The 22,574-nt window shown below is 70.8% G+C and carries 27 protein-coding genes; 17 read left to right on the top strand and 10 right to left on the bottom strand.

Annotated elements, in window-relative coordinates; translation table 11 throughout:
- Positions 1 to 115: 115 nt before the first annotated feature.
- Both MBA17_RS25905 and MBA17_RS50565 read right to left on the bottom strand, forming a co-directional pair.
- Complete coding sequence (locus tag MBA17_RS25905; protein WP_238499179.1) at positions 116 to 1,189, bottom strand: ABC transporter substrate-binding protein; 1,074 nt, start codon at positions 1,187 to 1,189, stop codon at positions 116 to 118.
- Positions 1,190 to 1,216: 27 nt separating this feature from the next.
- Positions 1,217 to 1,414, bottom strand: a complete 198-nt coding sequence (locus MBA17_RS50565) for a putative acetyltransferase (protein ID WP_238499178.1) — start codon at positions 1,412 to 1,414, stop codon at positions 1,217 to 1,219.
- A 159-nt stretch (positions 1,415 to 1,573) separates the two neighbouring features.
- On the opposite strand from MBA17_RS50565, the gene fdxA reads away from it, so the two are divergent.
- From fdxA to MBA17_RS25885, 3 genes are read left to right on the top strand one after another with little or no spacing between them, the layout of a single operon-like run.
- A complete protein-coding gene (gene fdxA, locus MBA17_RS25895; RefSeq protein WP_238499177.1) occupies positions 1,574 to 1,900 on the top strand; it encodes a ferredoxin in 327 nt (108 codons plus the stop codon).
- A 58-nt stretch (positions 1,901 to 1,958) separates the two neighbouring features.
- Entirely contained in the window at positions 1,959 to 3,038 is a 1,080-nt protein-coding gene (gene dapC, locus MBA17_RS25890; RefSeq protein ID WP_238499176.1) for a succinyldiaminopimelate transaminase, read from the top strand.
- 47 nt (positions 3,039 to 3,085) lie between these two features.
- The gene (locus MBA17_RS25885) at positions 3,086 to 3,718 is read left to right on the top strand and encodes a DUF4178 domain-containing protein (protein ID WP_238499175.1); all 633 of its coding nucleotides are present in this window, start codon (positions 3,086 to 3,088) and stop codon (positions 3,716 to 3,718) included.
- Positions 3,719 to 3,828: 110 nt separating this feature from the next.
- Here MBA17_RS25885 and MBA17_RS25880 read toward each other — a convergent pair whose 3' ends face one another.
- Positions 3,829 to 4,662, bottom strand: a complete 834-nt coding sequence (locus MBA17_RS25880) for a hypothetical protein (RefSeq protein ID WP_238499174.1) — start codon at positions 4,660 to 4,662, stop codon at positions 3,829 to 3,831.
- A 92-nt stretch (positions 4,663 to 4,754) separates the two neighbouring features.
- Between MBA17_RS25880 and MBA17_RS25875 the strand changes: the two genes are divergently transcribed.
- The 4 genes from MBA17_RS25875 (at position 4,755) to MBA17_RS25860 (ending at position 8,302) form a co-directional block, all read left to right on the top strand.
- The gene (locus MBA17_RS25875; RefSeq protein WP_238499173.1) at positions 4,755 to 5,591 is read left to right on the top strand and encodes a 2,3,4,5-tetrahydropyridine-2,6-dicarboxylate N-succinyltransferase; all 837 of its coding nucleotides are present in this window, start codon (positions 4,755 to 4,757) and stop codon (positions 5,589 to 5,591) included.
- A gap of 75 nt (positions 5,592 to 5,666) precedes the next feature.
- Positions 5,667 to 6,722, top strand: a complete 1,056-nt coding sequence (gene dapE / locus MBA17_RS25870) for a succinyl-diaminopimelate desuccinylase (RefSeq protein ID WP_238499172.1) — start codon at positions 5,667 to 5,669, stop codon at positions 6,720 to 6,722.
- Positions 6,723 to 6,910: 188 nt separating this feature from the next.
- Entirely contained in the window at positions 6,911 to 7,705 is a 795-nt protein-coding gene (locus tag MBA17_RS25865) for an LOG family protein (protein WP_238499171.1), read from the top strand.
- 9 nt (positions 7,706 to 7,714) lie between these two features.
- A complete protein-coding gene (locus MBA17_RS25860; RefSeq protein ID WP_238499170.1) occupies positions 7,715 to 8,302 on the top strand; it encodes an LOG family protein in 588 nt (195 codons plus the stop codon).
- Between the two features lie 45 nt (positions 8,303 to 8,347).
- Here the strand turns inward: MBA17_RS25860 and MBA17_RS25855 are convergent, their stop codons facing one another.
- Positions 8,348 to 8,641, bottom strand: coding sequence for a hypothetical protein (locus tag MBA17_RS25855; RefSeq protein WP_238499169.1), 294 nt, complete (start codon positions 8,639 to 8,641; stop codon positions 8,348 to 8,350).
- Positions 8,642 to 8,697: 56 nt separating this feature from the next.
- Here MBA17_RS25855 and MBA17_RS25850 point away from each other — a divergent pair, with 56 nt between their 5' ends.
- Together MBA17_RS25850 and MBA17_RS25845 are read left to right on the top strand one after the other, a co-directional pair.
- Entirely contained in the window at positions 8,698 to 9,726 is a 1,029-nt protein-coding gene (locus tag MBA17_RS25850) for a hypothetical protein (RefSeq protein ID WP_238499168.1), read from the top strand.
- A complete protein-coding gene (locus tag MBA17_RS25845) occupies positions 9,723 to 10,274 on the top strand; it encodes a DNA-3-methyladenine glycosylase I (RefSeq protein WP_238499167.1) in 552 nt (183 codons plus the stop codon). The genes MBA17_RS25850 and MBA17_RS25845 overlap by 4 nt, the downstream gene beginning before the upstream one ends.
- A 10-nt stretch (positions 10,275 to 10,284) precedes the next feature.
- On the opposite strand, the gene MBA17_RS25840 is transcribed toward MBA17_RS25845, so the two are convergent.
- Both MBA17_RS25840 and MBA17_RS25835 read right to left on the bottom strand, forming a co-directional pair.
- Positions 10,285 to 11,064: an enoyl-CoA hydratase-related protein gene (locus MBA17_RS25840; RefSeq protein WP_455432849.1), complete on the bottom strand. Its 780-nt coding sequence runs from the start codon at positions 11,062 to 11,064 to the stop codon at positions 10,285 to 10,287.
- 82 nt (positions 11,065 to 11,146) lie between these two features.
- A complete protein-coding gene (locus MBA17_RS25835) occupies positions 11,147 to 11,956 on the bottom strand; it encodes a PaaX family transcriptional regulator (RefSeq protein ID WP_238499166.1) in 810 nt (269 codons plus the stop codon).
- 180 nt (positions 11,957 to 12,136) lie between these two features.
- On the opposite strand from MBA17_RS25835, the gene MBA17_RS25830 reads away from it, so the two are divergent.
- Both MBA17_RS25830 and MBA17_RS25825 read left to right on the top strand, forming a co-directional pair.
- On the top strand, positions 12,137 to 12,304 hold the full coding sequence (locus MBA17_RS25830) for a DUF3117 domain-containing protein (RefSeq protein ID WP_238499165.1): 168 nt from the start codon (positions 12,137 to 12,139) through the stop codon (positions 12,302 to 12,304).
- A gap of 108 nt (positions 12,305 to 12,412) precedes the next feature.
- A complete protein-coding gene (locus MBA17_RS25825; protein WP_238499164.1) occupies positions 12,413 to 13,843 on the top strand; it encodes a leucyl aminopeptidase in 1,431 nt (476 codons plus the stop codon).
- On the opposite strand, the gene MBA17_RS25820 is transcribed toward MBA17_RS25825, so the two are convergent.
- Positions 13,833 to 14,483 (bottom strand): O-methyltransferase, encoded by a 651-nt coding sequence (locus MBA17_RS25820; protein WP_238499163.1) that lies wholly within the window; start codon positions 14,481 to 14,483, stop codon positions 13,833 to 13,835. The genes MBA17_RS25825 and MBA17_RS25820 overlap by 11 nt on opposite strands.
- Before the next feature lie 171 nt (positions 14,484 to 14,654).
- On the opposite strand from MBA17_RS25820, the gene sigE reads away from it, so the two are divergent.
- From sigE to MBA17_RS25795, 5 genes are all read left to right on the top strand, one after another.
- Positions 14,655 to 15,281: an RNA polymerase sigma factor SigE gene (gene sigE / locus MBA17_RS25815; RefSeq protein ID WP_238499162.1), complete on the top strand. Its 627-nt coding sequence runs from the start codon at positions 14,655 to 14,657 to the stop codon at positions 15,279 to 15,281.
- A complete protein-coding gene (locus MBA17_RS25810) occupies positions 15,278 to 15,874 on the top strand; it encodes an anti-sigma factor family protein (protein WP_238499161.1) in 597 nt (198 codons plus the stop codon). The genes sigE and MBA17_RS25810 overlap by 4 nt, the downstream gene beginning before the upstream one ends.
- Positions 15,871 to 16,881, top strand: coding sequence for a sigma-E factor regulatory protein RseB domain-containing protein (locus MBA17_RS25805; protein ID WP_238499160.1), 1,011 nt, complete (start codon positions 15,871 to 15,873; stop codon positions 16,879 to 16,881). Before MBA17_RS25810 ends, MBA17_RS25805 begins: the two co-directional genes overlap by 4 nt.
- Before the next feature lie 102 nt (positions 16,882 to 16,983).
- Positions 16,984 to 18,534, top strand: a complete 1,551-nt coding sequence (locus MBA17_RS25800; protein WP_238499159.1) for a S1C family serine protease — start codon at positions 16,984 to 16,986, stop codon at positions 18,532 to 18,534.
- An 88-nt stretch (positions 18,535 to 18,622) separates the two neighbouring features.
- Positions 18,623 to 18,973 (top strand): sec-independent translocase, encoded by a 351-nt coding sequence (locus MBA17_RS25795; RefSeq protein WP_238499158.1) that lies wholly within the window; start codon positions 18,623 to 18,625, stop codon positions 18,971 to 18,973.
- Positions 18,974 to 19,058: 85 nt separating this feature from the next.
- On the opposite strand, the gene MBA17_RS25790 is transcribed toward MBA17_RS25795, so the two are convergent.
- Positions 19,059 to 20,198 (bottom strand): Mrp/NBP35 family ATP-binding protein, encoded by a 1,140-nt coding sequence (locus tag MBA17_RS25790; RefSeq protein ID WP_238499157.1) that lies wholly within the window; start codon positions 20,196 to 20,198, stop codon positions 19,059 to 19,061.
- Positions 20,199 to 20,280: 82 nt separating this feature from the next.
- Between MBA17_RS25790 and MBA17_RS25785 the strand changes: the two genes are divergently transcribed.
- Positions 20,281 to 20,754, top strand: a complete 474-nt coding sequence (locus tag MBA17_RS25785) for a MarR family winged helix-turn-helix transcriptional regulator (protein WP_238499156.1) — start codon at positions 20,281 to 20,283, stop codon at positions 20,752 to 20,754.
- A 17-nt stretch (positions 20,755 to 20,771) separates the two neighbouring features.
- On the opposite strand, the gene MBA17_RS25780 is transcribed toward MBA17_RS25785, so the two are convergent.
- Together MBA17_RS25780 and MBA17_RS25775 are read right to left on the bottom strand one after the other, a co-directional pair.
- Positions 20,772 to 21,239: a DUF1003 domain-containing protein gene (locus MBA17_RS25780; protein WP_238499155.1), complete on the bottom strand. Its 468-nt coding sequence runs from the start codon at positions 21,237 to 21,239 to the stop codon at positions 20,772 to 20,774.
- Positions 21,229 to 22,464, bottom strand: a complete 1,236-nt coding sequence (locus MBA17_RS25775; RefSeq protein ID WP_238499154.1) for a magnesium transporter MgtE N-terminal domain-containing protein — start codon at positions 22,462 to 22,464, stop codon at positions 21,229 to 21,231. The genes MBA17_RS25780 and MBA17_RS25775 overlap by 11 nt, the downstream gene beginning before the upstream one ends.
- Between the last annotated feature and the right edge of the window lie 110 nt (positions 22,465 to 22,574).

The following is a 22,574-nucleotide window of genomic DNA, read 5'->3' as shown; positions in this document are numbered from 1 at the left end:
CTCCACGTGTGCGCCCCGACGATCCGGTGACCTTTCCGCGGCCCTCCCGATCGAACGACTCGAGCGACTCGAGCGACTCGAGCGACTCGAGCGGATCCGGCCGCGGCGAACCGGCCTATCGGATGGACTTGGGCCAGTGGCGCTGGAGATACGTCTTGGCGGCGTCGGCCTGGGGGATCGTGAGGAAGACGGGCTTCCCCGGAGCGGCCGGGAGACGGCCGGCGGCCTCCTTGTCGATCGTGCCCCTCATCCGCAGGGCCTCCAGCCGGGCCGGCCGGGCGTATCCCTTCAAGAAGAGGTTCTGCCCTTCGTCGGAGTAGAGGAACTCCTGCCACAACCGCGCGGCCGCGGGGTGCCGGGCCTTCTTGTTGATCGCCTGCACGTAGTACGACCCCAGGGTGGCGTCGCGCGGGATGGTCACCTTCCAGTCGCCGTGCGAGGCGCGCTGGGCGTTGAGGAAGTCCCAGTCGACGATGGCGGTCGGGGTCTTCCCGGTGGCCACCAGGTTGCCGGCCCGCTTGAGCCGGGCGAAGAGGCGGACGCCGCGCTCGGCGAGGGCCTGCCCCGCGGTCAGGGAGGCGGCCATGACGCCGTTGAAGGCGGCGGAGGTCTGCAGCGGGCTGCCGGGCAACGCCACGGAGTAGCCGGGCTTGAGGAGGTCGGAGTAGGAGGCGGGGGCGCCGACCTTGCGCGGGTCGTAGCCGATCGACATGTAGCCGCCGTAGCCCGCGTACCAGGCGCCTTCGTGGTCCTTGAGGTCGTCGGGGATGTCCTGCCAGGCCTGCACCCGGTAGGGGGCGAACAGGGCGGCGTTGGCCACGGCCACGTCGAGGCTGAGGTCGAAGACGTCGGGCACCTGGGCGCCGGGCTTCGGGTGGGTGGCGGCCTGGATCTCGCGCTGGCTGCTGGCGGCGGGTTCGAGTTGCTCGACCTTGATGTCGTACTTGGCGGCGAACGCGTCGAGGATCTCGCCATAGTTGACCCAGTCGTGCGGCAGCCCGATCACGGTGAGCGTGCCTTCTTTCCTGGCGGCCTCGGCGAGGCGGTCCGGGGTGGAGAAACCCTCCCGGAGAGACTCCGCCTGGACGTTCACCGGCGGATACTTCTTGTCGTCGCCCGCCGGGGCGCCGCATCCGGCGATCGCGGTGGCGAGGAGCAGGGATGCGGCGGTGCTACTACGTACAGTCACAAGATGAATACTTACCGCTATACTGCCTCAGGTCGAGGAGGCGCGGCCGGTGTCTTGCGAGGTCGGCACCACTTTGGCCGCCACGAGCGTGTCCTCGGCGATCTCGACGAGGTCGCCGTTACGCTTGCGTACGGCGAGCACGCCGTCGCTCCATGACATCAGCTCGCCGACCGCGTCGCGAAAGCCCTCGGGCACCCGCCGCCGCACGGTCACGCGTCTGCCCACGTCAGCTGGACTGATGGCGACTGCGAGCCGCGCGCCGAAACGTGAGGTCACTGACTTTGCCCCCCTCCGTTTCGGGGAATCGTCCGGCACGGCAATACTAGGGCTTAGCAACCCGCGGTCGAAGTTCGCGCCTAGGTGCGGAAGAAGAAGGAGCCCGAGGTGACATACGTCATCGCGCAGCCTTGCGTGGATGTCCTGGACAAGGCGTGCATCGAGGAGTGCCCCGTCGATTGCATCTACGAGGGCGAGCGCATGCTCTATATCCACCCCGACGAATGCGTGGACTGCGGAGCTTGCGAGCCCGTCTGCCCCGTAGAGGCGATCTTCTACGAAGACGACACACCTGAGCAGTGGAAGGACTTCTACAAGGCCAACGTGGAGTTCTTCGACGACCTCGGCTCGCCCGGTGGCGCGTCGAAGGTCGGCAAGATCGCAAAGGATCACCCGGTCGTGGCGGCCCTGCCGCCGCAGGCCGAAGCCGAGTAGAGCCGTATTTCCCCCTGCCCGCGTGCGGGCAGGGGGACGTCAACCCGGGGGAAGAGTTGTGAACGCGCTGCCCGATTTTCCGTGGGACCGCCTGGCGCCCTACAAGAAGCAGGCGGCGGCACACCCCGACGGCATCGCCGACCTGTCGGTCGGCACGCCCGTCGATCCCGTCCCCGAGGTCGTACGGCAGGCGCTCGCCGGGGCCTCCGACAGCCCCGGCTACCCGCTGACCCACGGCACCCCGCGGCTCCGCGCGGCCGCCGCCGGCTGGCTGCGACGGCAGCACGAGGTCGTCGTCGACCCGGCTGACGTGCTGCCGACGATGGGCTCGAAGGAACTGGTCGCCTGGCTGCCGACCCTGCTCGGCGTCCGGCCGGGTGCGCGTGTGGTCTTCCCCGAGCTGGCCTACCCGACCTACGACGTCGGCGCCCGCCTCGCCGGCGCCGTGCCGTACGCGACCGACGGGCTGCTCTCGATCGGGCCCGAGCGGGTGCCGCTGGTCTGGGTCAACTCCCCGTCCAACCCGACGGGCAAGGTGCTGCCCGCCGAGCATCTGCGCAAGGTCGTCTCCTGGGCGCGCGAGCGGGGGGCCCTGATCGCCTCCGACGAGTGCTACATCGGGCTGGGGTGGGAGGAGCAGCCGATCTCGATCCTGCATCCCGACGTGTGCGGCGGCTCGCACGAAGGGCTGCTCGCGGTGCACTCGCTGTCGAAGCGGTCCAACCTCGCCGGCTACCGCGCGGCCTTCGTCACGGGCGACTCCACGATCGTCAAGCGGTTGCTGGAGGTCCGCAAGCACGCCGGCATGATCATGCCGGCCCCGGTGCAGGCGGCGATGGCGGCGGCGCTCGACGACGACGCGCACGCCGAGGAGCAGCGTGAGCGCTACGCCGGACGGCGGGCGATACTGCGTCCCGCGCTGGAAGCGGCCGGATGGCGGATCGAGCACTCGACCGCCGGGCTCTATCTGTGGGCGTCGAACGGCGACGGATGCTGGGATCAGGTGCGTGACCTGGCCGCGAAGGGGATTCTGGTGGCGCCGGGCGAGTTCTACGGAAGCGCCGGAGCCCGACATGTCAGAATCGCTGTGACAGCCAGTGACGAACGTATCAGTGCGGCAGTGAGCCGCCTCCAGTAAGATCCCGCGGCATGACCTCTATGGTCGTACTCGGACTGAGCGTAGCCATGCTTATCCTCCTGCTGGGCGCGTACATCGCGACGACCAGGCAGGACAGGAAAGCACGCCCCGCCACGCCGCCACCCGAGCCGCCCCCGCCCACCGACGTCCCGGTGATACCCGTTTCGGCGCCCGTCGCCGGCCGTGTCAGCGGCGACTACGCCGATCCGCGGACCATCAAGGTCGGCGACCGGGTCGACTGCCAGGGGACGCGCGCCAGGGTGCTCGGCGCGTTGCACCTGTCCTGTCAGGGCAAGCAGTGGACCAAGTACCTCCTCGACGACGGCACCCGCCGCTACCAGTGGCTCTCCGTCGTGGAGCGGCACGGTCAGGCGGCCGGTACCCCGTCGCACCTGGAGGTCCAGCTGTGGACCTCGGTGCCGACCCAGGGCATGGTCCCGGCCAAGTCCATGCTGATCATGGAGGGCGTCGAGTTCTTCCCGATCGAGCGCGGCACGGCGGCGTTCCGTTCGGAGGGCTCCACCGGCTACCCCGACCGGGGACTCGTCGACTTCGCCGAGTACCGGGCCGACGACGGGCGACTGCTCTCCTTCGAGCGGGTCCAGGGGCAGTCCTGGTCGGCGGCCTACGCCAGCCCGCTGCCCCCCGGCTCGATCGAGATCGAACGCCAGCCCGCCTGAGCGGTGGCCGTCTCGGGGTTCATGGCTCGGGTGAGCCGTGGCCGGTCTCGGATGCCGGTGCGCTTGAGTCGTGACCGCATCGGACCGCGGGCCCGGGTGTGGCGCGGCCGTCAGGTGAGTTCCACCTGCCGCTGCGCGGCCTCCTTGTCGTCACGCCAGCCGTCCTGGCCGCCGTTCGCGGTCCAGGTGAGACCGTTGAAGCGGATCCGGCGCAAGCCGTACTCCTGGGCGTGGGAGACGGACCAGGCGGCGATCAGCCACCCCCGGCGGGTGGACGGGGCGCTGATCACGGTGCCGGTGGTGGCCGTCGCGCCGAGGGCGCGCACCAGCTCCTTGCGGGCGGCGCCCGGCTTCGCGGGCTTGGGGGTCGCCGACGGGGGCGGGAACCAGCAGTTGACGGCCTTGGGAACCCGCCCGGTGAAGGCGGCGGCGAGGATCTTGGCGTCTTCCTCGTGCTGGGCGTAGGCGGTGCCGTCGGCGGAGCGCTGCACCTCCTGGGCGGCCTCGTGCAACGGCAGCTTGCGGTAGCCCTTGACCTTGACCAGGGCGGCGAAGAACTTGTTCGTCGCGTAGACCGGGTCGAGGAGTTGTTCGGCCGTGCCCCAGCCCTGTGAGGGGCGCTGCTGGAAGATGCCGACCGAGTCGCGGTCGCCGAACGGGATGTTCACCAGCTTCGACTCCTGGAGCGCCGTCGCGTAGGCGATGACGACCGCACGCTGGGAGAGCTTGCGGCGCTCGGCCACGGCCGCGATCGTCGAGGCGATCTCCGCCTGCTCGATCTCCAGGTCGAGCCGGCCTCCCGGGGTGGTCACATGACAACGCTCCACCAGCACGAACGGTTCCGTACGGTTGAGCACCCAGTAGACAGCCGCGGTGATGGCCACCGCCAAGACGATGACGATGACCGCGATTGTGATGACCCCTATGGAGATTCCCCGCCGCACGCAGAAGAACCTACCCGGCCCGGAGCCGCGCCGGAGCCGCGCCGGAGCCCACGTGAACTCCCAGCTGACCCCAGCCACTAAGCTCGCATCTCATGAGCCAGAGCTTTTCCAGCCCGCTGCCGTCCGCGATCGACGAGCTGTGGGAGCGCCGCGCGGAGCTCGGTCCCGATGACGCGGAGGCCCGTGGCCTCGTCGTCGGCGCCGTCGACCTGCTCGACACCGGCAAGGCCAGGGTCGCCTTCGTCGACGAGGCGACCGACGAGGTCATCGTGGACGAGCGCGCCAAGCGCGCGATCCTGCTCAGCTTCCGCGTGCTCGGCATGGCGAGGTCGCAGGTCGGCGACTTCCAGCACAACGACCGCATCCCGCTGAAGACCACGCTGGCGGGCGTCCGGGTGGTGCCCGGCGCCATCGCGCGGTGGGGGGCGCACCTGGCCTCAGGCGTGGTCCTGATGCCGTCGTACACGAACATCGGCGCCTACGTCGACTCGGGCACCATGGTCGACACCTGGGCCACGGTCGGCTCGTGCGCCCAGATCGGCAGGAACGTGCACCTGTCCGGTGGCGTGGGCATCGGCGGCGTGCTCGAACCGCCGAACGCGGTGCCGGTGGTCGTCGAGGACGACGCGCTGATCGGCAGCCGCTCGATGATCGTCGAAGGCGCCCGGGTGGGCAAGGGCGCCGTCGTGGGCGCGGGCACCATCCTGTCGGCCTCCATGCCGGTGATCGACGTGCAGACCGGCGAGGAGATCAGCCGCGGCCGCATCCCCGACTGGTGCGTGGCCGTGGGCGGCACCCGGGCCAAGGAGTTCCCCGGCGGCACCTTCGGCCTGCCCTGCGTCCTCGTGCTCAAGCGCCTGGAAGAGGGACAGCGCCACGACAAGGCGGTGCTCAACGACGTGCTGCGCCAGCACGGCGTGAACGCCTGATCGAAGCTCGACCTCCGGGGCGGTTCGTGTGGGCGAGCCGTGCCCGAACCGGCCGCAGCGATAGACTCCCAGGTCATGCAGCTGGATCTTTCTCAGGACGTCGGCGCGCTGACGGCGCGGATCGTGGACATCGAGTCGGTGAGCGGAGACGAGCGCGCGCTCGCCGACGCCGTCGAGGAGGCGTTGCTGCCGCACGGGCACCTGAAGGTGTTCCGCGACGGCGACGCGGTGGTGGCCAGGACCGACCTGGGCCGGTCCGAGCGGGTCGTGATCGCGGGCCACATCGACACCGTCCCCGTCGCGGGCAACCTGCCGAGCCGGGTCGAGGGCGACCTGCTGTACGGCTGCGGCACCTCCGACATGAAGAGCTCGGTGGCGGTGATGCTACGGCTCGCGGCCGGTCTGACCGAGCCCAACCGCGACGTCACCTACATCTTCTACGACTGCGAGGAGATCGAGGCCGAGCGCAACGGCCTGCGCCGCCTGAGCCTGAACCACCCCGACTGGCTGGCCGGCGACTTCGCCGTGCTGATGGAGCCGACCGACGGGCTGATCGAGGGCGGCTGTCAGGGCACGCTGCGCGCGGAGATCGTCGCCAGGGGCACCAGGGCGCACAGCGCCAGATCCTGGCTCGGTGTCAACGCCGTCCACGGCATCCAGCCGATCCTGGCCACGCTCACCGCCTACCAGGCGCGGCAGCCGGTGGTCGACGGGCTGGAGTACCACGAAGGGCTCAACGCGGTGGGTGTGCGCGGCGGGGTCGCCGGAAATGTGATCCCCGACGAGTGCGTGGTGACGGTCAACTACCGTTTCGCCCCCGACCTCGACCTTCAGCAGGCGGAACAGCACGTGCGCGAGGTGTTCGCAGGCTTCGAGGTACGGCTCACCGACGGGGCCCCCGGCGCCCGGCCCGGCCTGACCCATCCGGTGGCGGCGGCCTTTACCGGCGCGGTGGGCGGAACACCCCGCGCGAAGCTCGGCTGGACCGATGTCTCGCTCTTCTCCCGGCTCGGAATTCCGGCGGTCAACTTCGGTCCCGGTGACCCGAACCTGGCCCATCAGCGTGGGGAGTTCGTCTCGTTGGAGAAGATTGCGGCCTCCGAGCGGGCCATGCTGACCTGGCTCTCCTGACCTCGCGGGCACCCGTACAAATGAAAGTGGCTTTCCTCGCCGGCCATTTGGCGGGGAAAGCCACTTTCAGTCCCGAGCAGCACCCTCGCTTCTTAGACGCACCCTCGTTGAAATTCGGTTCCGTGAGTTCAGCGAGATTTTCAAGATTCTTCCGGAACCGCGATCGGGCCTCCCGCTAGCGTGCTCATATGAAGCAGACGCGACCAGAGCGCCGGCAGGGTCCCTCCCTCGTCCGCGGCGCCTTCGTCCCCGACTCCACCCACGACCAGCGGCTGCTCGATCGGCAGGGTCCGGCCGAGTGGCTGCACATGGACCCGTGGCGGGTCATGCGCATCCAGGCGGAGTTCGTCGAGGGCTTCGGCCAGCTCGCCGAGCTGCCGCCGGCGGTGACCGTGTTCGGCTCCGCGCGTACGTCGGCCGACTCTCCCGAGTACCACATGGGCGTCGAGCTGGGGCGGGCGCTGGCCGAGGCCGGATACGCGGTCATCACCGGCGGCGGTCCCGGCTGCATGGAGGCGGGCAACCGGGGCGCGCAGGAGGGTGGCGGCGTGTCGGTGGGGCTGGGCATCGAGCTGCCCTTCGAACAGCGGCTGAACGACTACGTCGATCTCGGCATCGAGTTCCGCTACTTCTTCGTCCGCAAGACCATGTTCGTCAAGTACGCCTGCGGATTCGTGGCGCTCCCCGGCGGGTTCGGCACCCTGGACGAGCTGTTCGAGGCGCTGACCCTGGTGCAGACGAAGAAGGTGACCTCCTTCCCCGTGGTCCTGATGGGCACGGAGTTCTGGGGCGGGCTGCTCGACTGGATCAAGGGCACGCTGGTGGCCAGCGGCAAGATCTCGGCGAAGGACCTGGACCTCATCCAGGTGACCGACGACGTGGACACGGCCGTGCGGGCCATCACCGAGGCCGACACCCTGCGGTCCGGCCGGCTGCGGGAGGAACAGGAAGCCGTGGCCCGCACGGTCGGTGACGCCCAATAGGGTGCTGCCGTGTTCGTCTGTGTGTACTGCGCGTCAAGTCAGAAGATCGACCGGAAATATGTGGACCTGGCCGCCGAGGTGGGGGGTGAGCTCGCCAGGCGCGGCCACACGCTGGTCAGCGGGGGAGCGACGGTTTCCTGCATGGGGGCGGTCACCCGTGCCTGCCGCGCGGCCGGCGGGCGGACGGTCGGTGTCATCCCGCAGGCGCTGGTGGACATCGAGGTCGCCGACGACGACTCCGACGAGTTGATCGTCACGGCCGACATGCGGGAGCGGAAGGGCATCATGGACGCCCGCTCCGACGCCTTCCTCGTGCTGCCCGGGGGGATCGGCACGCTGGAGGAGCTGTTCGAGATCTGGACCACCCGGATACTCGGCCTGCACGAGCGGCCCCTGGTGCTGCTCGATCCGTGGGGCCTCTACGACCCGCTGCGCGACCTCGTCACGGGCATGTACGACCAGGGTTTCACCCGTGCCCACGTCTTCGACGCCATCGCGTGGACCACGACGATCGCGGAGGCGTTCGACGCCCTGGAGAGCCCGACCGGCCGGCTCACCCCCAGCCCGGAGGAGCTCGCCGAAGCGGTCGAGGATTAGCCCGCCGTACGTCGGCACGTGTGCCCGGACGTCAGGCGAGACCCGTCAGGCGAGACCCCGGCGGGTGAGGGCAGGGGGGCGGCGGCCCGCGAGGCTCTCCGTCATCGCGAGCGCCTGCCCCACCTGCTCGGGCCTGGAGGTGCGGAAGACCCGCGCGCCGAGCCAGGCGCACACGCAGGCGGCGGCCATCTCGGCCGCCTCGTCGCTCCCGCCGAGCCGCGCGGGAACGACCACGATCGTACGGCCGGCCAGGACGTGCCTCTCGATCTCGGCGACCGAGCCCGCCTCCACCCAGTCCGGATCACCGGGATCGGAGAGGCCGATAACCAAGGGCTGCATGACGTCGATCGTACGCCCGGCGGTTCTGGGCCTGTCAGATGTGGCACGATTCGTATGTGCTGGTCGTACTCGCCCTGGCCGCGCTCGCCATCCTGGCCGGCGTGGTGGTGGTTTCCATGGGACGCGGTGGTGAGCTGAAAGAGTTCCCACCCGACGTGCCGCCCTTGAACCTGCCCGACGCCGGGCAGCTCAGCGCCGTCGACTTCGTGTCGCTGCAGCTCCCGGTGAGCCTGGTGGGCTATCACACGCAGAGCGTCGACGAGACGTTGCACCGGGTGGCGGGGGCGATCAGCGCGCGGGACACCAAGATCGCGGTGCTGGAGCAGCGGGTGACCGAGCTGCTGGCCGGCAGGCTGTACGCCCGTCAGGAAGCCCAGGCCGGACCCCCGCTCCCCGTCCGGCGGTCGAGCTCCGAGCACCGGCCCGGCGGCCCCGACCAGTTCCCCTCCCTCCCGGAGTCCGGCATCGCCGCGGCCGGCCTCCCTCGCGAGCAGCCCGCCGACCTGGGCGGCCGCCACCGGGATACGTCCGAGCCGGTGGACGGCGGTGCCCGGGGCGCCGAGCCCGCGGAGCAGGAACAGGACGAAGTGACCCCTGGCGACGGCCTGTTCGAGGCCGGCGGCCAAGCGGGCGGACGCCCTCCCCGTGGCCCGTTCGAGGCTGAGGAGAGCGACGTGGACCAGGCGGGCGGGCGTTCCCAGCGCGGCCCGTTCGAGGCGGAGGAGACCGGCGGGGAACAACCGGATGGGCAGCCCCGCAGGGGGCTGTTCGAAGCCGGTGGCGGGTCCTCGCGTGGTCCGTTCGAGGCTGAGGGCGCTGATGTGGATCAGGCCGGTGGCGGGTCTTCGCGTGGTCCGTTCGAGGCTGAGGATGCTGATGTGGATCAGGCCGGTGGCGGGTCGCGGCGTGGCCTGTTCGAGGCTGATGACGACGACGCGGGACAGCCGGACGGGCTGGCCCAGGGCGGTCTGTTCGACGCGAAGGAGACGGGCGGGGCGACCGGGCGGGCCCAGGGCGGAGTGCTCGGGGCTGCCGAGGGCCCGGCCGCGCCGGAGGACCGCACCGGGGCCGAGGAGAAACGATGATCGGACCGGACGGCCGGTTCCGGTGCCCGTGGGGCAACTCCGCGCCCGACTACATCGCCTACCACGACGAGGAGTGGGGGCGCGAGGTCAGGGGCGATGACCAGGTCTTCGAGCGGATGACCCTGGAGGCGTTCCAGTCGGGCCTGTCGTGGCTGCTGATCCTGCGCAAGAGGGAGAACTTCCGCGAGGCGTTCGCCGGTTTCTCCATCCCGGCCGTGGCCGCGTTCACCGAGGCCGACGTCGAACGTCTGCTCGGCGACGCCGGAATCGTCCGCAACCGGGCCAAGATCCTGACGGCGGTCTCCAACGCCAGGGCCGCCCTGCAGATCCCCGAAGGGCTCTCGGCGCTCGTCTGGCGCCATGCCGACCCTGGTTCGCCCGTGCCGAAGACCGTCGCCGACGTGCCCCCGTACACCGCCGGCTCCAAGGCCCTCGCCAAGGAGCTGAAGTCGCGCGGCTTCAAATTCGTCGGCCCCACCACCGCCTACTCCCTGATGCAGGCGATCGGCCTGGTCAACGACCATCTCCAGGACTGCTGGGTGCGCTGAGCGCGCCGGGTCAGCGGCCCTTGAAGACCGGCTGTTCCTTGTTGAGGAACGACCGGGTGGCGGCGAGGTGATCGTCGGTGGCGGCGCACTCGTCCTGAAGGTCGGCCTCCAGGTCGAGGCTCTGGGCGAGGCTGTGCGAAGAGCCGAAGGCCAGCGCCCGCTTGATCGCCGCGTAGGCCCGGGTGGGGCCCTGCGCCAGCCGTACGGCCAGCTCGTGGGCGGTCTTGGTGAGCTGGTCGGCGGGGACCACGCGGGAGACCAGGCCGAGTTCCAGCGCCCGTACGGCGGGCACGACGTCGCCCAGCATCAGCAGTTCGGCTGCCACCGCGGGGCCGGCGAGCCGCTGCAGGGTCCACGAGGCGCCCGAGTCGGGGGCCAGGCCGATGCCGGCGAAGGCCATCGCGAACTTGGCGTTCTCCGCGGCGACCCGCAGGTCGCAGGCGAAGGCGAGGGACGCGCCCGCGCCGGCGGCGACCCCGTTGACGGCGGCGACGACCGGCTTGGGCATCTCGGCGATCGTGCGCACGATGGGGTTGTAATGGTCGCGGACGGTGTCGGCCAGCCCGTTGCCCGCGGCCAGGTTGTCGGCGTGCTCGTGCAGGTCCTGGCCCGCGCAGAAGCCGCGTCCGGAGCCGGTGAGCAGTACGGCGCGCACCTGCTCGTCGTCCCCGGCGCGCCGCAGGGCCGCCAGCAACTCCGTCTTCATCGGAGCGGTCAGGGAGTTCATCGCCTCCGGGCGGTCGAGGGTGACGGTGGCGACGTGGTCGTCGAGGTCGTAGCGAACGGTCACTGGCCCTCCTGCTGATCGTCGAGGTCGTCGAGGTCGTCGGGGCGGCTGCGGCCCGTGGGGTCGGCGCGGCCGTCGCGGGTGGTCACGGGCTTCCCTGGTGGTGGTCGACGAGCTGGTCGGCGAGGCTGCGGTCGACGAAGCCGGCCGAGGCGGGCAGCAACCGGTCCGCCTCCTGCTCGAAGTAGACCCGCGCCTTCTCGCCCGGCCACCCGGCGGGCAGCAGCTCGGCGGGCAGCCCCGGGTCGCGGAACAGGAAGTTCCGCCACCCATGGACAAGTTTGCTCCTGGCCGCGAACACCTGGTGGTCGGGGGCGTCCCCGGCGAGCCCGCCGACCAGCTCGACGGCCTGGGAGAGCCAGTTCTCGTAGGCGGCGCCGATGCTCGTCAGGTCCCAGGCGCGGGCGACCAGTTCGCGTGGGTCGCCGTCGAGCGCCGAGTCGAACCGGTCGGCGTGGACCTGTTCGGCGGCGAGCAGGGTGCTCAGTTCGGGCGAGGGCCGGGGGCCGATCCAGGTGGTCTCCGACAGCGGCGCGTAGCCCAGAAACGCGAGGTCGGCGCGCAGTCGCTCACGTTTGGGACGCTCCCTGACCTGCTCGACCACCACCACGTGCCATCGCTGCGACCAGGTGATCGCGCCTGCCCGGTAAATTCTCAGCGCGGTCTCGTCCAAGCGGCGCACACATTTGGGGGTCACCGCGTAGCCGGGCCCCTGGGGCAGCCTCAGGGGCGCGAGCCAGCCCTGCCTGACCATCCGAGAGATCGCCGTCCGTACGGCCGGAGCTGCGATCTCAAGCGGCGCGAGCAGGCGTACCAGGGCGGCCACGGACGCGCGGCCACCTCGGGAACGCAGATGGTCCCCGTACAGATCGAATAACGCGGCGCGGGCGTTCACGAGGTCCAGTTTGGCCGTCCGGAGGGGGCCCGACAACGCATTCTGGGAGGAGATCGTTACCCGGTAGCCACCGAGAGGCGGGATAATAGGACATCACAGAAGACGTGAATGCGTCGGCCACCCGTTTCGGAGGGCCGGATTTCGCAAACGCGGAGCTCAAGGCAGGAAGGGATGCAACGCATGGCGGCGATGAAGCCGCGGACCGGCGACGGTCCGCTGGAGGTCACCAAGGAAGGACGGGGCATTGTCATGCGGGTCCCCCTGGAGGGTGGCGGCCGGCTGGTCGTGGAGCTCTCGCCCGATGAGGCCAGCGCCCTCGGTGACGCGCTGAAGAACGTCGTCGGCTGACGAGCCGCCGCCCTTGGTCTTGTCCGACGGCCCTGGCAGCAGGATCCCTTGATCTGGGAGGTCCGCGCCGGGGTCGTCCCTGTTGCCCCCAAGCAGAGGAGCCAGCACGTGCCCATCGAAACGTCGATCAGGATCGCCGCCTGGCCCGCGACGGACGCCCTGCTGGTGGCCGTCCCCTATGACCGGGACCTCGCCCCCGACCTCGCCCCCGGCATCGCCGACCTGCCGTTTCCGGTGGCCGGCCTGTTCGCCGAGTACAAGGCGAAGGGTGCGGCGGGTGAGATCATCGAAGTCCCCGTCGCGCGGGGCGAGGACGTCGGCCGGGTCCTGCTGTACGGCGTGGGCGACGGCGACCCGGCCGCGCTGCGGAAGGCCGGCGCGGCGGTGGTACGGCGGGCGAAGGGCCGCGAGTCGCTCAGCGTGGTGCTTCCCGCCGGCGAGGTGGCCGCCTTCGTCGAGGGGGTCCTGCTCGGCGCCTACACCTTCCGGATCGGCGAGAACCGCACGACGGCGGTGGCGGAGGTCGAGTTCGCGGGCGCCGGCGTCGAGGAGCAGGTACGGCGGGGCGAGGTGCTCGCGCGGGCGGTGGCCCTGGCCCGTGACCTCGCCAACATGCCCGCCTCGGTGAAAACCCCGATCTGGCTGGCGGAGCGCGCGGGGGAGCACGCGGGGGAGCACGGCGTCCCGGTCCGCGTGTGGGACGAGGAGGAGCTGCGCGCCGAAGGTTTCGGCGGCATCGTCGCGGTCGGCCAGGGCTCGGTGCACCCGCCCCGGCTGATCCAGCTCTCCTATGAGCCCGCCGACCCCGACGGGCGGCACGTGGTCCTCGTCGGCAAGGGCATCACGTTCGACAGCGGCGGCCTGTCCCTCAAGCCCACCGAGAACATGAAGACGCAGAAGACCGACATGGCGGGCGGCGCGGTGGTCATCGCGGTGCTGGGCGCGCTGCGCGAACTCGGCGTCCGGACCAGGGTGACGGGCCTGGTCGCCGCGGCGGAGAACATGATCTCCGGTACGGCGCAGCGCCCCAGCGACGTCATCACCCACTACGGCGGGCGCACCGTGGAGGTGCTCAACACCGACGCGGAGGGCCGGTTGGTCCTCGCCGACGCCCTGGCGTACGCGGACGCCGAGCTGGAGCCCGACGCCGTGGTGGACATCGCCACGTTGACCGGCGCCATCACGGTCGCGCTCGGCCGCGGCGTCGGCGCGGTCTACGCCTCGGACGACGACCTGGCCGGTGACCTGGTGGCGGCGGGCGGCGAGACCGGCGACCCGCTGTGGCGGATGCCGTTGATCGAGGACTACACGCCCGCCCTGGAGTCCAGCGTGGCCGACCTGGCCAACGTCGAGCAGGGATCGACCTACGGCGCGGGGTCCATCACGGCCGCGTTGTTCCTGCGGGAGTTCGCGGGGAAGCGGCCGTGGGCGCATCTCGACATCGCCGGGGTCGGCCGCAGCACCGTCGATGAGGGTATCTTCACCAAGGGCGCGACCGGGTACGGCGTGCGGCTGCTGCTCAGCTGGCTCAGTCGCTGATCTTGACGGCGGCGAGCAGGCCGTCGCCGAGCGGGATCAGCAGCGGGCGCAGCCGGTCGTCGCCGCGGACCAGCTTGCCCAGTTCGCGGACCGCGACCGTGTCGGGGTCGCGCTGGGCGGGGTCGGCCACCTGGTGGTCGCACAGGGCGTTGTCGAAGGCCACGATCCCGCCCACCCGCAGCAGGCGGACCGCCTCGGCCAGATAGTCGGCGTACTCCAGTTTGGCGCCGCCGGCGAAGACCAGGTCGTAGCCGCCGTCGGCGAGCCGCGGCAGGACGTCGAGCGCCCGGCCGGTGATCAGCCGCATCCGGCCGCTGGAGAAGCCCGCCTGGGAGAACGTCTCACGCGCCAGGCGCTGATGCTCGGGCTCGACGTCCACGCTGGTGAGCGTGCCGTCGGAGCGCATGCCCCGGAGCAACCACAGGCCGGACACTCCGCAGCCGGTGCCGATCTCGACGACGGCCCTGGCGTTGATCGCCGTGGCCAGGAAGCAGAGCGCGGCACCTCCGCCGGGCAGGATCGGGGGAGCGCCGACCTCCGCGCCCTGCCGGCGCGCGGCGCGCAGGATCTCGTCCTCGACGTGGAACTCCTCGGCATAGGCCAGAGTGGCCTCCACCGGACTTGTCGGCGTCGAGCCCATTGGCCTCTCCTCCCCGCTTTCGCCGTACGCACTCATTTGGTCGCTGGTCGCAGCCTAGGGGAGTGAAGCCCGAACGGGAACTCATGCGACCCCCGGTGCGTTGCACGGTTTAAGAGGCCTTTGCCGGTTCGCAGGGCAGTCCGTACGCACGGAGGGACGAAACCAGGCACTATGGCGATAGCGGTGGTCCCGAGGAGAGGAGTGCTGGTGGATGACCACCAGGCCGAAGCTCCCGTGTCCGAATGGACGCCTCCCACTTGGGAGGAGGTCGTCCGTACACACTCAGCGAGGGTGTATCGACTCGCCTACAGACTGACCGGAAACGTGCACGACGCCGAAGACCTCACACAGGAGGTCTTCGTCAGGGTGTTCCGGTCGCTGTCGAGCTACACGCCTGGCACGTTCGAGGGGTGGTTGCACCGGATCACGACGAACCTGTTCCTCGACATGGCGCGGCGCAGGCAGCGCATCCGGTTCGAGGGACTGGGCGACGACGCGGCGGAACGGCTGCGCGGGCGTGAGCCCTCGCCGGCCCAGGTCTACGACGACACCCATCTGGAGCCGGACATCCAGGCGGCACTCGACGCGCTGGCTCCGGAGTTCCGGGCCGCCGTCGTCCTCTGTGACATCGAGGGGCTGTCCTACGAGGAGATCGCGGCCACGCTCGGTGTGAAACTGGGCACCGTGCGCAGCAGGATCCATCGCGGGCGCTCGCAGCTTCGGGAGGCGCTGGAGCATCGCGCGCCCCGTCGCGAACAAGTCCCCCCGACCACGACCTCTGGGGAGGATTTGGCATGAGCCATCTGGGAGAGCGCGTCTCGGCACTGGTCGACGGCGAGCTGAACCACGGGGAGCGCGAACGCGCGCTCGCCCATCTGACCTTCTGCGCCGACTGCCGAGCCGAGGTCGACTCCGTACGCGCGCTGAAGAACCGGCTGCGGTCCCTGGAGGGCCCGGCCATGCCCGCGGACCTGAGCATGTCCCTGCTCCGGATGTCGGAGCCGGGCGGGCCGCTCCCGCCGCGGGTGCGCCCCTTCCCCGACGCGTCGCACACGTTCGGCGGGGTGCCGATCCCGAGCATGCACAGCATCGCGCCACCCGACAACCGCCCCGGTGGCAGAGCGTCGGGACGTCGCGGCCGGGCGCGTCGCGCCGGTTATGTCGCCGTCGGCATGGCCTCGGCGGCCGTCGCGTTCGGCACCATGTTCGTCGCCGGCGGCATCGAGACCGGCCCGCCGGTGGTCCCGCAGATGGAGAAGTTCGCCAACCAGCACAAGCAAACCGCACCGTACGGCTCGCCGGCCGTGACCCCGTCCCCGTCGGTGACGCCGTCGCGGCAGGGCACGCCCACCCCCACTCCCGCGACGCTCACGCCGCGGCCCCGGCAGTGAGACGCCTGCCCACTGCCATGATCGTGGCGGCCGTCGTGCTGCTGGGCCTGGTGATGGGCAGTCCGAGCTGGGCGGCCGTCGTCCCGCCCGAAGAGCAGGAGAGCGAGGACACCGGCCTCCCCCTGCTGCGGGAGGCGGCGCTCGCCGGCCGTACCCAGGAGTACACCGGGGTGCAGACCCTCACGACCTGGGGCCGTTCGGGCGTGTCCTCCTCGCTGGTCGACGTCAGCAACACCCCGGGCTCGGGCCTGACGATCCACCCCGAGCCGGGCACGGCGGATCCCGGCTCACTCGCGGGCGGCATGTCGGCGCCGCCCGAGGAGATGCTGGAGGTGCTGGCCCGCAACTTCCGGATCGTCACGGCCGGCAGGGGCAGCGTCTGCGGGCGCGACACCCTCGTGGTGCACGCCCTGCGCCCGGACGGCAGCACGGCCGCTCGCTTCTGGATCGACGAGGCCAGCAGGCTGGTGCTGCGCAGGGAGGTCCTCGACGGCCGGGGAAGGGTCACCCACGCGGGCGCCTTCATCGACATCCGGCTGCCTCCGCCGCGCCGCCTGACCCGGACACCGGAGCCCGGCCAGCAGTCCCGCCTCGACGTCGACGGACTGGCCGGCCTGCGTGATCGCGGCTGGACGTTCCCCAGAGCCCTGCCCGGACGCCTGGAGTTGTTCACCGCCGAGGAGACGGGCGGCTATCTGCATCTCGGCTACTCCGACGGGTTGTCCGTGGTGTCGGTGTTCGTCCAGCGGGGAAGTCTCGACGAGGCGCGGCTCGCCGGGTGGCATGCAACGGCCCGGAGCGGGCATACGATCTGGATCCGTGACTCTGCGGAACAGGAAACGATCTGGGCGAGCGGAGGACATGTCTACACCGTCGTGGCCGACGCGCCGGCGGACATGGTCGATGCCGCCGTCGCCGCGCTGCCGCACGAGAGCGACCCCGGTTTCTGGGCGCGCATGGGCAGGGGGGCCGGTCGGCTCCTCTCCTGGATCAACCCGTTCGGGTAAGCCACCCCTTTACATCTCTCGTATGCCGCCGTGGAGACAATCGACCTGTCGAGACGACCGCCACGGACGGCGGGACACGAGGCGAGGAGCAGTGAGACAGCGATGACCGACGAGACGCGGACCCGAGACGCCTGGGAGGGTGAAGGTCGCACACCGTCGGACTTCCAGGAGCCCACTCCGGAGCCCGAACGCCAGCGGCCGGATTTCCTGCCCGCGGACGAGGTGCCGCCCTTCCGCGAAGACGAGGGGCGTACGGCACACATGACGCAGGCCGGCTCGGACGGCGGCTGGGGCGATCCTTCGGGAAGAACCCGGCACGAGGTCTCCGGCTGGGGCGACCCGCCGGGCGGCCCGACCGGCGACACGGCGGCCTATCCGAACATCGCGCCGATGACCGGGCCCACGCCGCCTCCGCCGCCGCCACCGCCTTCGAGGGCCTTCGGCATGGGGCCGGGATGGGCACCGCCGCCGCCGGGGCCGCCCGGGGGACAGGGCGGCATGGCCCCGGGCAAGCCGGTCAGGCGCGGCGGGCCCGGTCTCGGCGTGCTCGTGGCGCTCGCGGTGGTCATCGCGCTGGTCGCCGCCGGGGCGGGCTCGGTGGGCACCTATCTGCTGACCAGAGACTCCAGTCAGGGCACCGACCCGTCGTTCAGCCTGGGCACCGCGCCGACGGGCAGCCTGGAGCGCGCGCCCGACTCCATCGCGGGCGTGGCCTCCAAGGTGCTGCCCAGCGTGGTCTCCCTTGAGGTCGAGGGCGGCGGGGAGGGCGGCACCGGCGGCTCCGGCTTCCTGATCAAGGGCGGCTACATCGTCACCAACAACCACGTGGTCGCCCCCGCCGCCAAGGGCGGCGAGATCAGGATCGCGTTCAACAACCGCAAGACCACCATGGGCCGCATCGTCGGCCGCGACCCGTCGTCCGACCTCGCCGTGGTCAAGCCGGACGAGGTCTTCGGCATGCCGGAGATCGCGCTCGGCGACTCCGCCAGCGTCGTGGTCGGCGACCCGGTGATCGCCATCGGCTCGCCGCTCGGGCTGTCGGGCACCGTCACCACCGGCATCGTGAGCTCGCTCAACCGGCCGGTCATCGCGGGCGGCGAGAGCGGCGGCCTGACGGACACCAGCTACATCAACGCGATCCAGACCGACGCGGCGATCAACCCCGGCAACTCCGGCGGCCCGCTGGTCAACACCAGCGGCCAGGTCATCGGGGTCAACTCGGCGATCGCCACGGTCGGCCGCTCCGCCGCCGCCCAGGGCGGCAGCATCGGGCTCGGCTTCTCGATCCCGGTGAACCACGCGCGCCGCGTCGCCGAGGACCTGGTGTCCACCGGCAGCGCCAAGACCTCGCGGATCGGGATCAGCATCGATCCCGGCTACCAGGGCCAGGGCGTGCGCATCGCCTCCGATCCCGAACGGGGCGTCGCGCCCGTGGAGTCCGGCGGTCCGGCCGACAAGGCGGGCCTCAAGCCCGGTGACGTGATCACGGAGTTGAACGGCACGCCCGTGCAGAACAGCCAGGAGTTGATGGTGCAGATCCGCAGCATGGCGCCGGGCGACAAGCTGAGCGTGAAGTTCCAGCGAGGCGGCCAGGAGAAGTCGACCACGGTCGTCATCGCCGCCGGCGCGGTCCCCACACCGCAGCCTTCCTGAGGTTCGCCCCTCCTGGCGGATGGCGCACGGGCAGGGGGAAGTAGTCTGTGGTTTCGAGCTGCTCGATTGTTCGCGGTAGGAGATCACGGTGTTCGGACTCGGCTGGTTTGAGGTCGTGGCTCTTGTCGTGATCGCGCTTTTGGTGTTCGGCCCGGAGAAGCTGCCCCAGGCGGCCTCTCAGGCGGGCCGTACGCTGCGCAATCTGCGCCGGATGGCCAACAACGCCAAGGAGGACCTTCGGTCGGGGCTCGGCCCGGAGTTCCAGGACTTCGACCCGGCCGACCTCAACCCCAGAAACTTCGTCAAGAAGCATCTGCTCAGCGACGACGACGACTGGGACCGTCCGGCGAACCACCAGGAACCGGCGGTGCCGGTGATCGAGCCGGTCTCCGAGCTCTCGTACGGCGAGATCCCGCCCTACGACCACGAAGCCACGTAGGAACGCACCACACATGGCGAAGCGCCCCCGCCCGCCCTCCCTGGAAGGGAGGAGCCTGGGCGGGGGCGCTTCGCCGTGACCGGGGTCAGCGGCCGGCCGGTGAAAGGCCGAGCTGGAGGCCCTTGATGCTGCTCGACTTCTTGCTGAGCCCGCCCGCGATGCGGATGAGCTCCGCGCCGGCCGGGGAGTCGGGATCGGTGATCACCAGCGGCTTGCCCTCGTCGCCGCCTTCGCGCAGCCGCAGGTCGATGGGCACCTGGCCGAGCAGCGGCACCCGGGCGCCCAGCGCGCGGGTCAGCCCGTCGGCGACGGACTGCCCGCCGCCCTCGCCGAAGACCGCGATCCGCTCGTCGCAGTGCGGGCACGGCAGCCAGGCCATGTTCTCGATGACACCGGCGATCTGCTGGTGCGTCTGGGTCGCGATGGAACCGGCTCGCTCCGCCACCTCCGCCGCGGCCTGCTGCGGGGTGGTCACCACGAGGATCTCGGCGGACGGCATGCGCTGCGCCACCGAGATCGCGATGTCGCCGGTGCCGGGCGGCAGGTCCATCAGCAGGATGTCGAGGTCGCCCCAGTAGACGTCGGCGAGGAACTGGTGCAGCGCCCGGTCGAGCATCGGGCCACGCCACACGACGGGCGTGTTGCCCGGCGGCTTGAACATCCCGACCGAGATGACCTTGATGTCGTGCGCCATCGGCGGCATGATCATGTCTTCGACCTTGGTGGGCCGGTCGCTCACGCCGAGCATCCGCGGCACCGAGTGGCCGTAGATGTCGGCGTCGACCACGCCGACCTTCAACCCGCTCGCGGCCATCGCGGCGGCCAGGTTGACGGTGACGGAGGACTTCCCGACGCCGCCCTTGCCGCTGGCGACCGCGAAGACGCGGGTCAGCGAGCCCGGCTGGGCGAAGGGGATCTCCTTCTCCGGGCTGCGGTCGCCGCGCAGCTTGGTCTGCAGGTTCTTGCGTTGTTCGGCGCTCATGACGTCCATCTCGACCTTGACGCCTTGCACGCCGTCGAGTTTGGAGACCGCGGCGGTGATGTCACGGGTGATGGTGTCCTTCATCGGACAACCACTGACCGTGAGGAACACGCCGACGCGCACCACTCCGTCCGGTGAGATGTCGACGCTCTTGACCATGTCGAGCTCGGTGATCGGCCGGCGGATCTCTGGGTCGTTGACCGTCGCCAGCGCCGTCGTCACCTGTTCCGGGGTAGGTGCCATGCCCCCATGGTATGAACCCGGGGACCGTATTCGGAACGGCAGACCCTGTTTGGATGCACGCGCACCGGTTTAGAATCCGCATGTGACGCTGACGTCGGAGGGCGGGAGCCCGCGGCGGACCCCGCGCTCGGAGGAGCCGGCGGTCTGGCGGATGCTCCAGCGGGTCCAGGTGCGCGCCGCGCGGCTGCTCGAAGCCGACCTCCTGACCGCCCACGATCTGGCCCTGGCCTCCTACGACGTGCTCACCCGGCTCGCCGAGACCCCTGATGGCCGGCTGCGGATGAACGACCTGGCCGACCAGGCCCTGCTCTCCCGCAGCGGCCTCACCCGCCTGATCGACCGTCTCCAGCGCGACGGCCTGGTCGAGCGGGAGGCGTGCACGAGCGACGCCAGAGGGCTCTACGCCGTGCTCACCGCCGCCGGCCGTACCCGGCTGGCCGAGGCCACGCCGACCTACCTGAGAAGCCTCAGGGCGCGGTTCCTCGGCGTGCTCGACGACGACGAGCTCCGCCAGTGCGCCACCACGCTCACCAAACTGCTCCCCCCGCCGCCCTGACCACCGCGAACACGGGGTTAGGACCGGGATTCGAGTTCTTCCGCCAGGCGTTGGAGCTCGGTGCGGAGGTAGTCGCGGGTGGTCACGTCGGCCAGGGCGATGCGGAGGCCGGCCAGTTCGCGGGCGAGGTACTCGGTGTCGGCCTGGTTTCGGTCGGCGGTGATGCGGTCCTGCTCGTAGGTCACGCGGTCCCTGTCGTCCTGGCGGTTCTGGGCCAGCAGGATCAGGGGGGCGGCGTAGGACGCCTGGAGCGACAGGATCAGCGTCAGGAAGATGAACGGGTAGGGATCGAACTGCAGGCTGCCCGGGGCCAGGACGTTCCACACCACCCAGACCGCGATGAACACGGTCATGTAGACGAGGAAGCGTGCCGTACCGAGAAATCTTGCGATTTGCTCCGACAGCCGGCCGAAGGCCTCGGGATCGTAGTGCGGCCTGAGCGTACGGCGGAGCTCGCGCGGCTGGTCCAGACGGTCAGTCGCCATCGCCGACCTCGTCCCGCTCACGCCAGTCGCCGGGCAGCAGGTGGTCGAGCACGTCGTCCACCGTGACCGCGCCCACCAGGCGGCCCAGCTCGTCGACCACGGGAGCCGCCAACAGGTTGTAGGTGGCCAGGTAGGAGGTCACCGCCGGCAACGACAGCTCCGGCTTGATCGGATCGATGGTGCCGTCGAGCACCGCGCCGAGCAGCGTGGAAGGCGGATCGCGGAGCAGCCGCTGGAAATGGGTCACCCCCAGATATCGCCCGGTCGGCGTCTCCGTCGGGGCCCTCGCGACATAGACCTGGGCGGCCACGGCGGGGGTGAGGTCCTGCTGGCGGACCTGCGCGAGCGCCTCCGCGATCGTGGCGGTCGGCAGCAGGATGATCGGCTCGCTGGTCATCATGCCGCCGGCGGTGTACTCGTCGTAGGTCAGCAACCGGCGCACCGGCGCCGCCTCCTGCGGCTCCATCAGCGTCAGCAACGCCTCGGCCTGGTCGGCCGGGAGATCCTGGAGGAGGTCGGCGGCGTCGTCCGGGTTCATCGCCTCCAGGACGTCAGCGGCCCGTTCCTCGTCGAGCTTGCCCAGGATGTCGATCTGGTCGCCCTCCGGCAGTTCCTCCAGCACGTCGGCGAGCCGGTCGTCGTCCAGCGCGGCGGCGACCTCGGCGCGCCGCTTGTCCGGCAGGTCGTGCAGCGCGTTGGCGAGGTCGGCCGCCCGCAGCGACGCGAAGGCGGCCAGCAGGCTCGCCGCGCCCTGGTCCCGCTGCACGGAGTCGAATCCGTGGACGTCCTCCCAGTCGACGACGCGGGTCTCGCCGCGCCTGCGCAGCCCGAGCCGGGGGGACGGCTTGAGCACGGCCACCTTGGTGATCATCCATTCGGACGGGTGGGGTTCCTCCATGGCCACGTCGAGCACCGTGACCCGCTCCCCGCCCACCACCACGGCCAGGTCGAGCAACTCGCCGATCACCAGCGTCTCCGCCCCGCGCTGCTCGAACCGGCGCATATTGATCTTGCCTGTGAAGATCACCGATCCGGCCTCGATGCTCCGCACCCGCGTGATGGGCAGGAACACCCGGCGGCGCGGCTGCATCTCGATCACCATCCCGTGCACCCGAGGCGGGGCCGTGCCCCTGAGCCCCACCACCAAGTCACGCACGCGCCCGATCTGGTCCCCGGCCGGATCGAAGACCGGGGTCCCCGCCAGTCGCGCGACGAAGATCCTCACTCTGGCAGCGTAAGAGGCCGCGTCCGCCGTTCTCCCGCCCTCCGGTTAAAACCTCGGCCAACCCTGCCGCCGCGCCGGGCGGCGTACGGCTCGGCGGGTGCCTCACCGAG

Origin of the sequence: Dolomitihabitans soli (assembly GCF_022213955.1) — a bacterium.
GTDB classification, from domain to species: Bacteria; Actinomycetota; Actinomycetes; order Streptosporangiales; family Streptosporangiaceae; genus Streptosporangium_A; species Streptosporangium_A soli.
Note: the sequence above shows the minus strand (reverse complement) of the source record. Positions and strands in the feature narration are given on the sequence as shown.

Excerpts from the sequence above, each read along its gene's own strand:
- MBA17_RS25885 (WP_238499175.1), top strand. The coding sequence starts at position 3,086 with ATGCTTATCCTCCTGCTGGGCGCGTACATCGCGACGACCAGGCAGGAC.
- MBA17_RS25875 (WP_238499173.1), top strand. The coding sequence starts at position 4,755 with ATGAGCCAGAGCTTTTCCAGCCCGCTGCCGTCCGCGATCGACGAGCTG.
- dapE (WP_238499172.1), top strand. The coding sequence starts at position 5,667 with ATGCAGCTGGATCTTTCTCAGGACGTCGGCGCGCTGACGGCGCGGATC.
- MBA17_RS25865 (WP_238499171.1), top strand. The coding sequence starts at position 6,911 with ATGAAGCAGACGCGACCAGAGCGCCGGCAGGGTCCCTCCCTCGTCCGC.
- MBA17_RS25855 (WP_238499169.1), bottom strand. The coding sequence starts at position 8,641 with ATGCAGCCCTTGGTTATCGGCCTCTCCGATCCCGGTGATCCGGACTGG.
- MBA17_RS25845 (WP_238499167.1), top strand. The coding sequence starts at position 9,723 with ATGATCGGACCGGACGGCCGGTTCCGGTGCCCGTGGGGCAACTCCGCG.
- MBA17_RS25830 (WP_238499165.1), top strand. The coding sequence starts at position 12,137 with ATGGCGGCGATGAAGCCGCGGACCGGCGACGGTCCGCTGGAGGTCACC.
- MBA17_RS25820 (WP_238499163.1), bottom strand. The coding sequence starts at position 14,483 with ATGGGCTCGACGCCGACAAGTCCGGTGGAGGCCACTCTGGCCTATGCC.
- sigE (WP_238499162.1), top strand. The coding sequence starts at position 14,655 with ATGGCGATAGCGGTGGTCCCGAGGAGAGGAGTGCTGGTGGATGACCAC.
- MBA17_RS25810 (WP_238499161.1), top strand. The coding sequence starts at position 15,278 with ATGAGCCATCTGGGAGAGCGCGTCTCGGCACTGGTCGACGGCGAGCTG.
- MBA17_RS25800 (WP_238499159.1), top strand. The coding sequence starts at position 16,984 with ATGACCGACGAGACGCGGACCCGAGACGCCTGGGAGGGTGAAGGTCGC.
- MBA17_RS25790 (WP_238499157.1), bottom strand. The coding sequence starts at position 20,198 with ATGGCACCTACCCCGGAACAGGTGACGACGGCGCTGGCGACGGTCAAC.
- MBA17_RS25780 (WP_238499155.1), bottom strand. The coding sequence starts at position 21,239 with ATGGCGACTGACCGTCTGGACCAGCCGCGCGAGCTCCGCCGTACGCTC.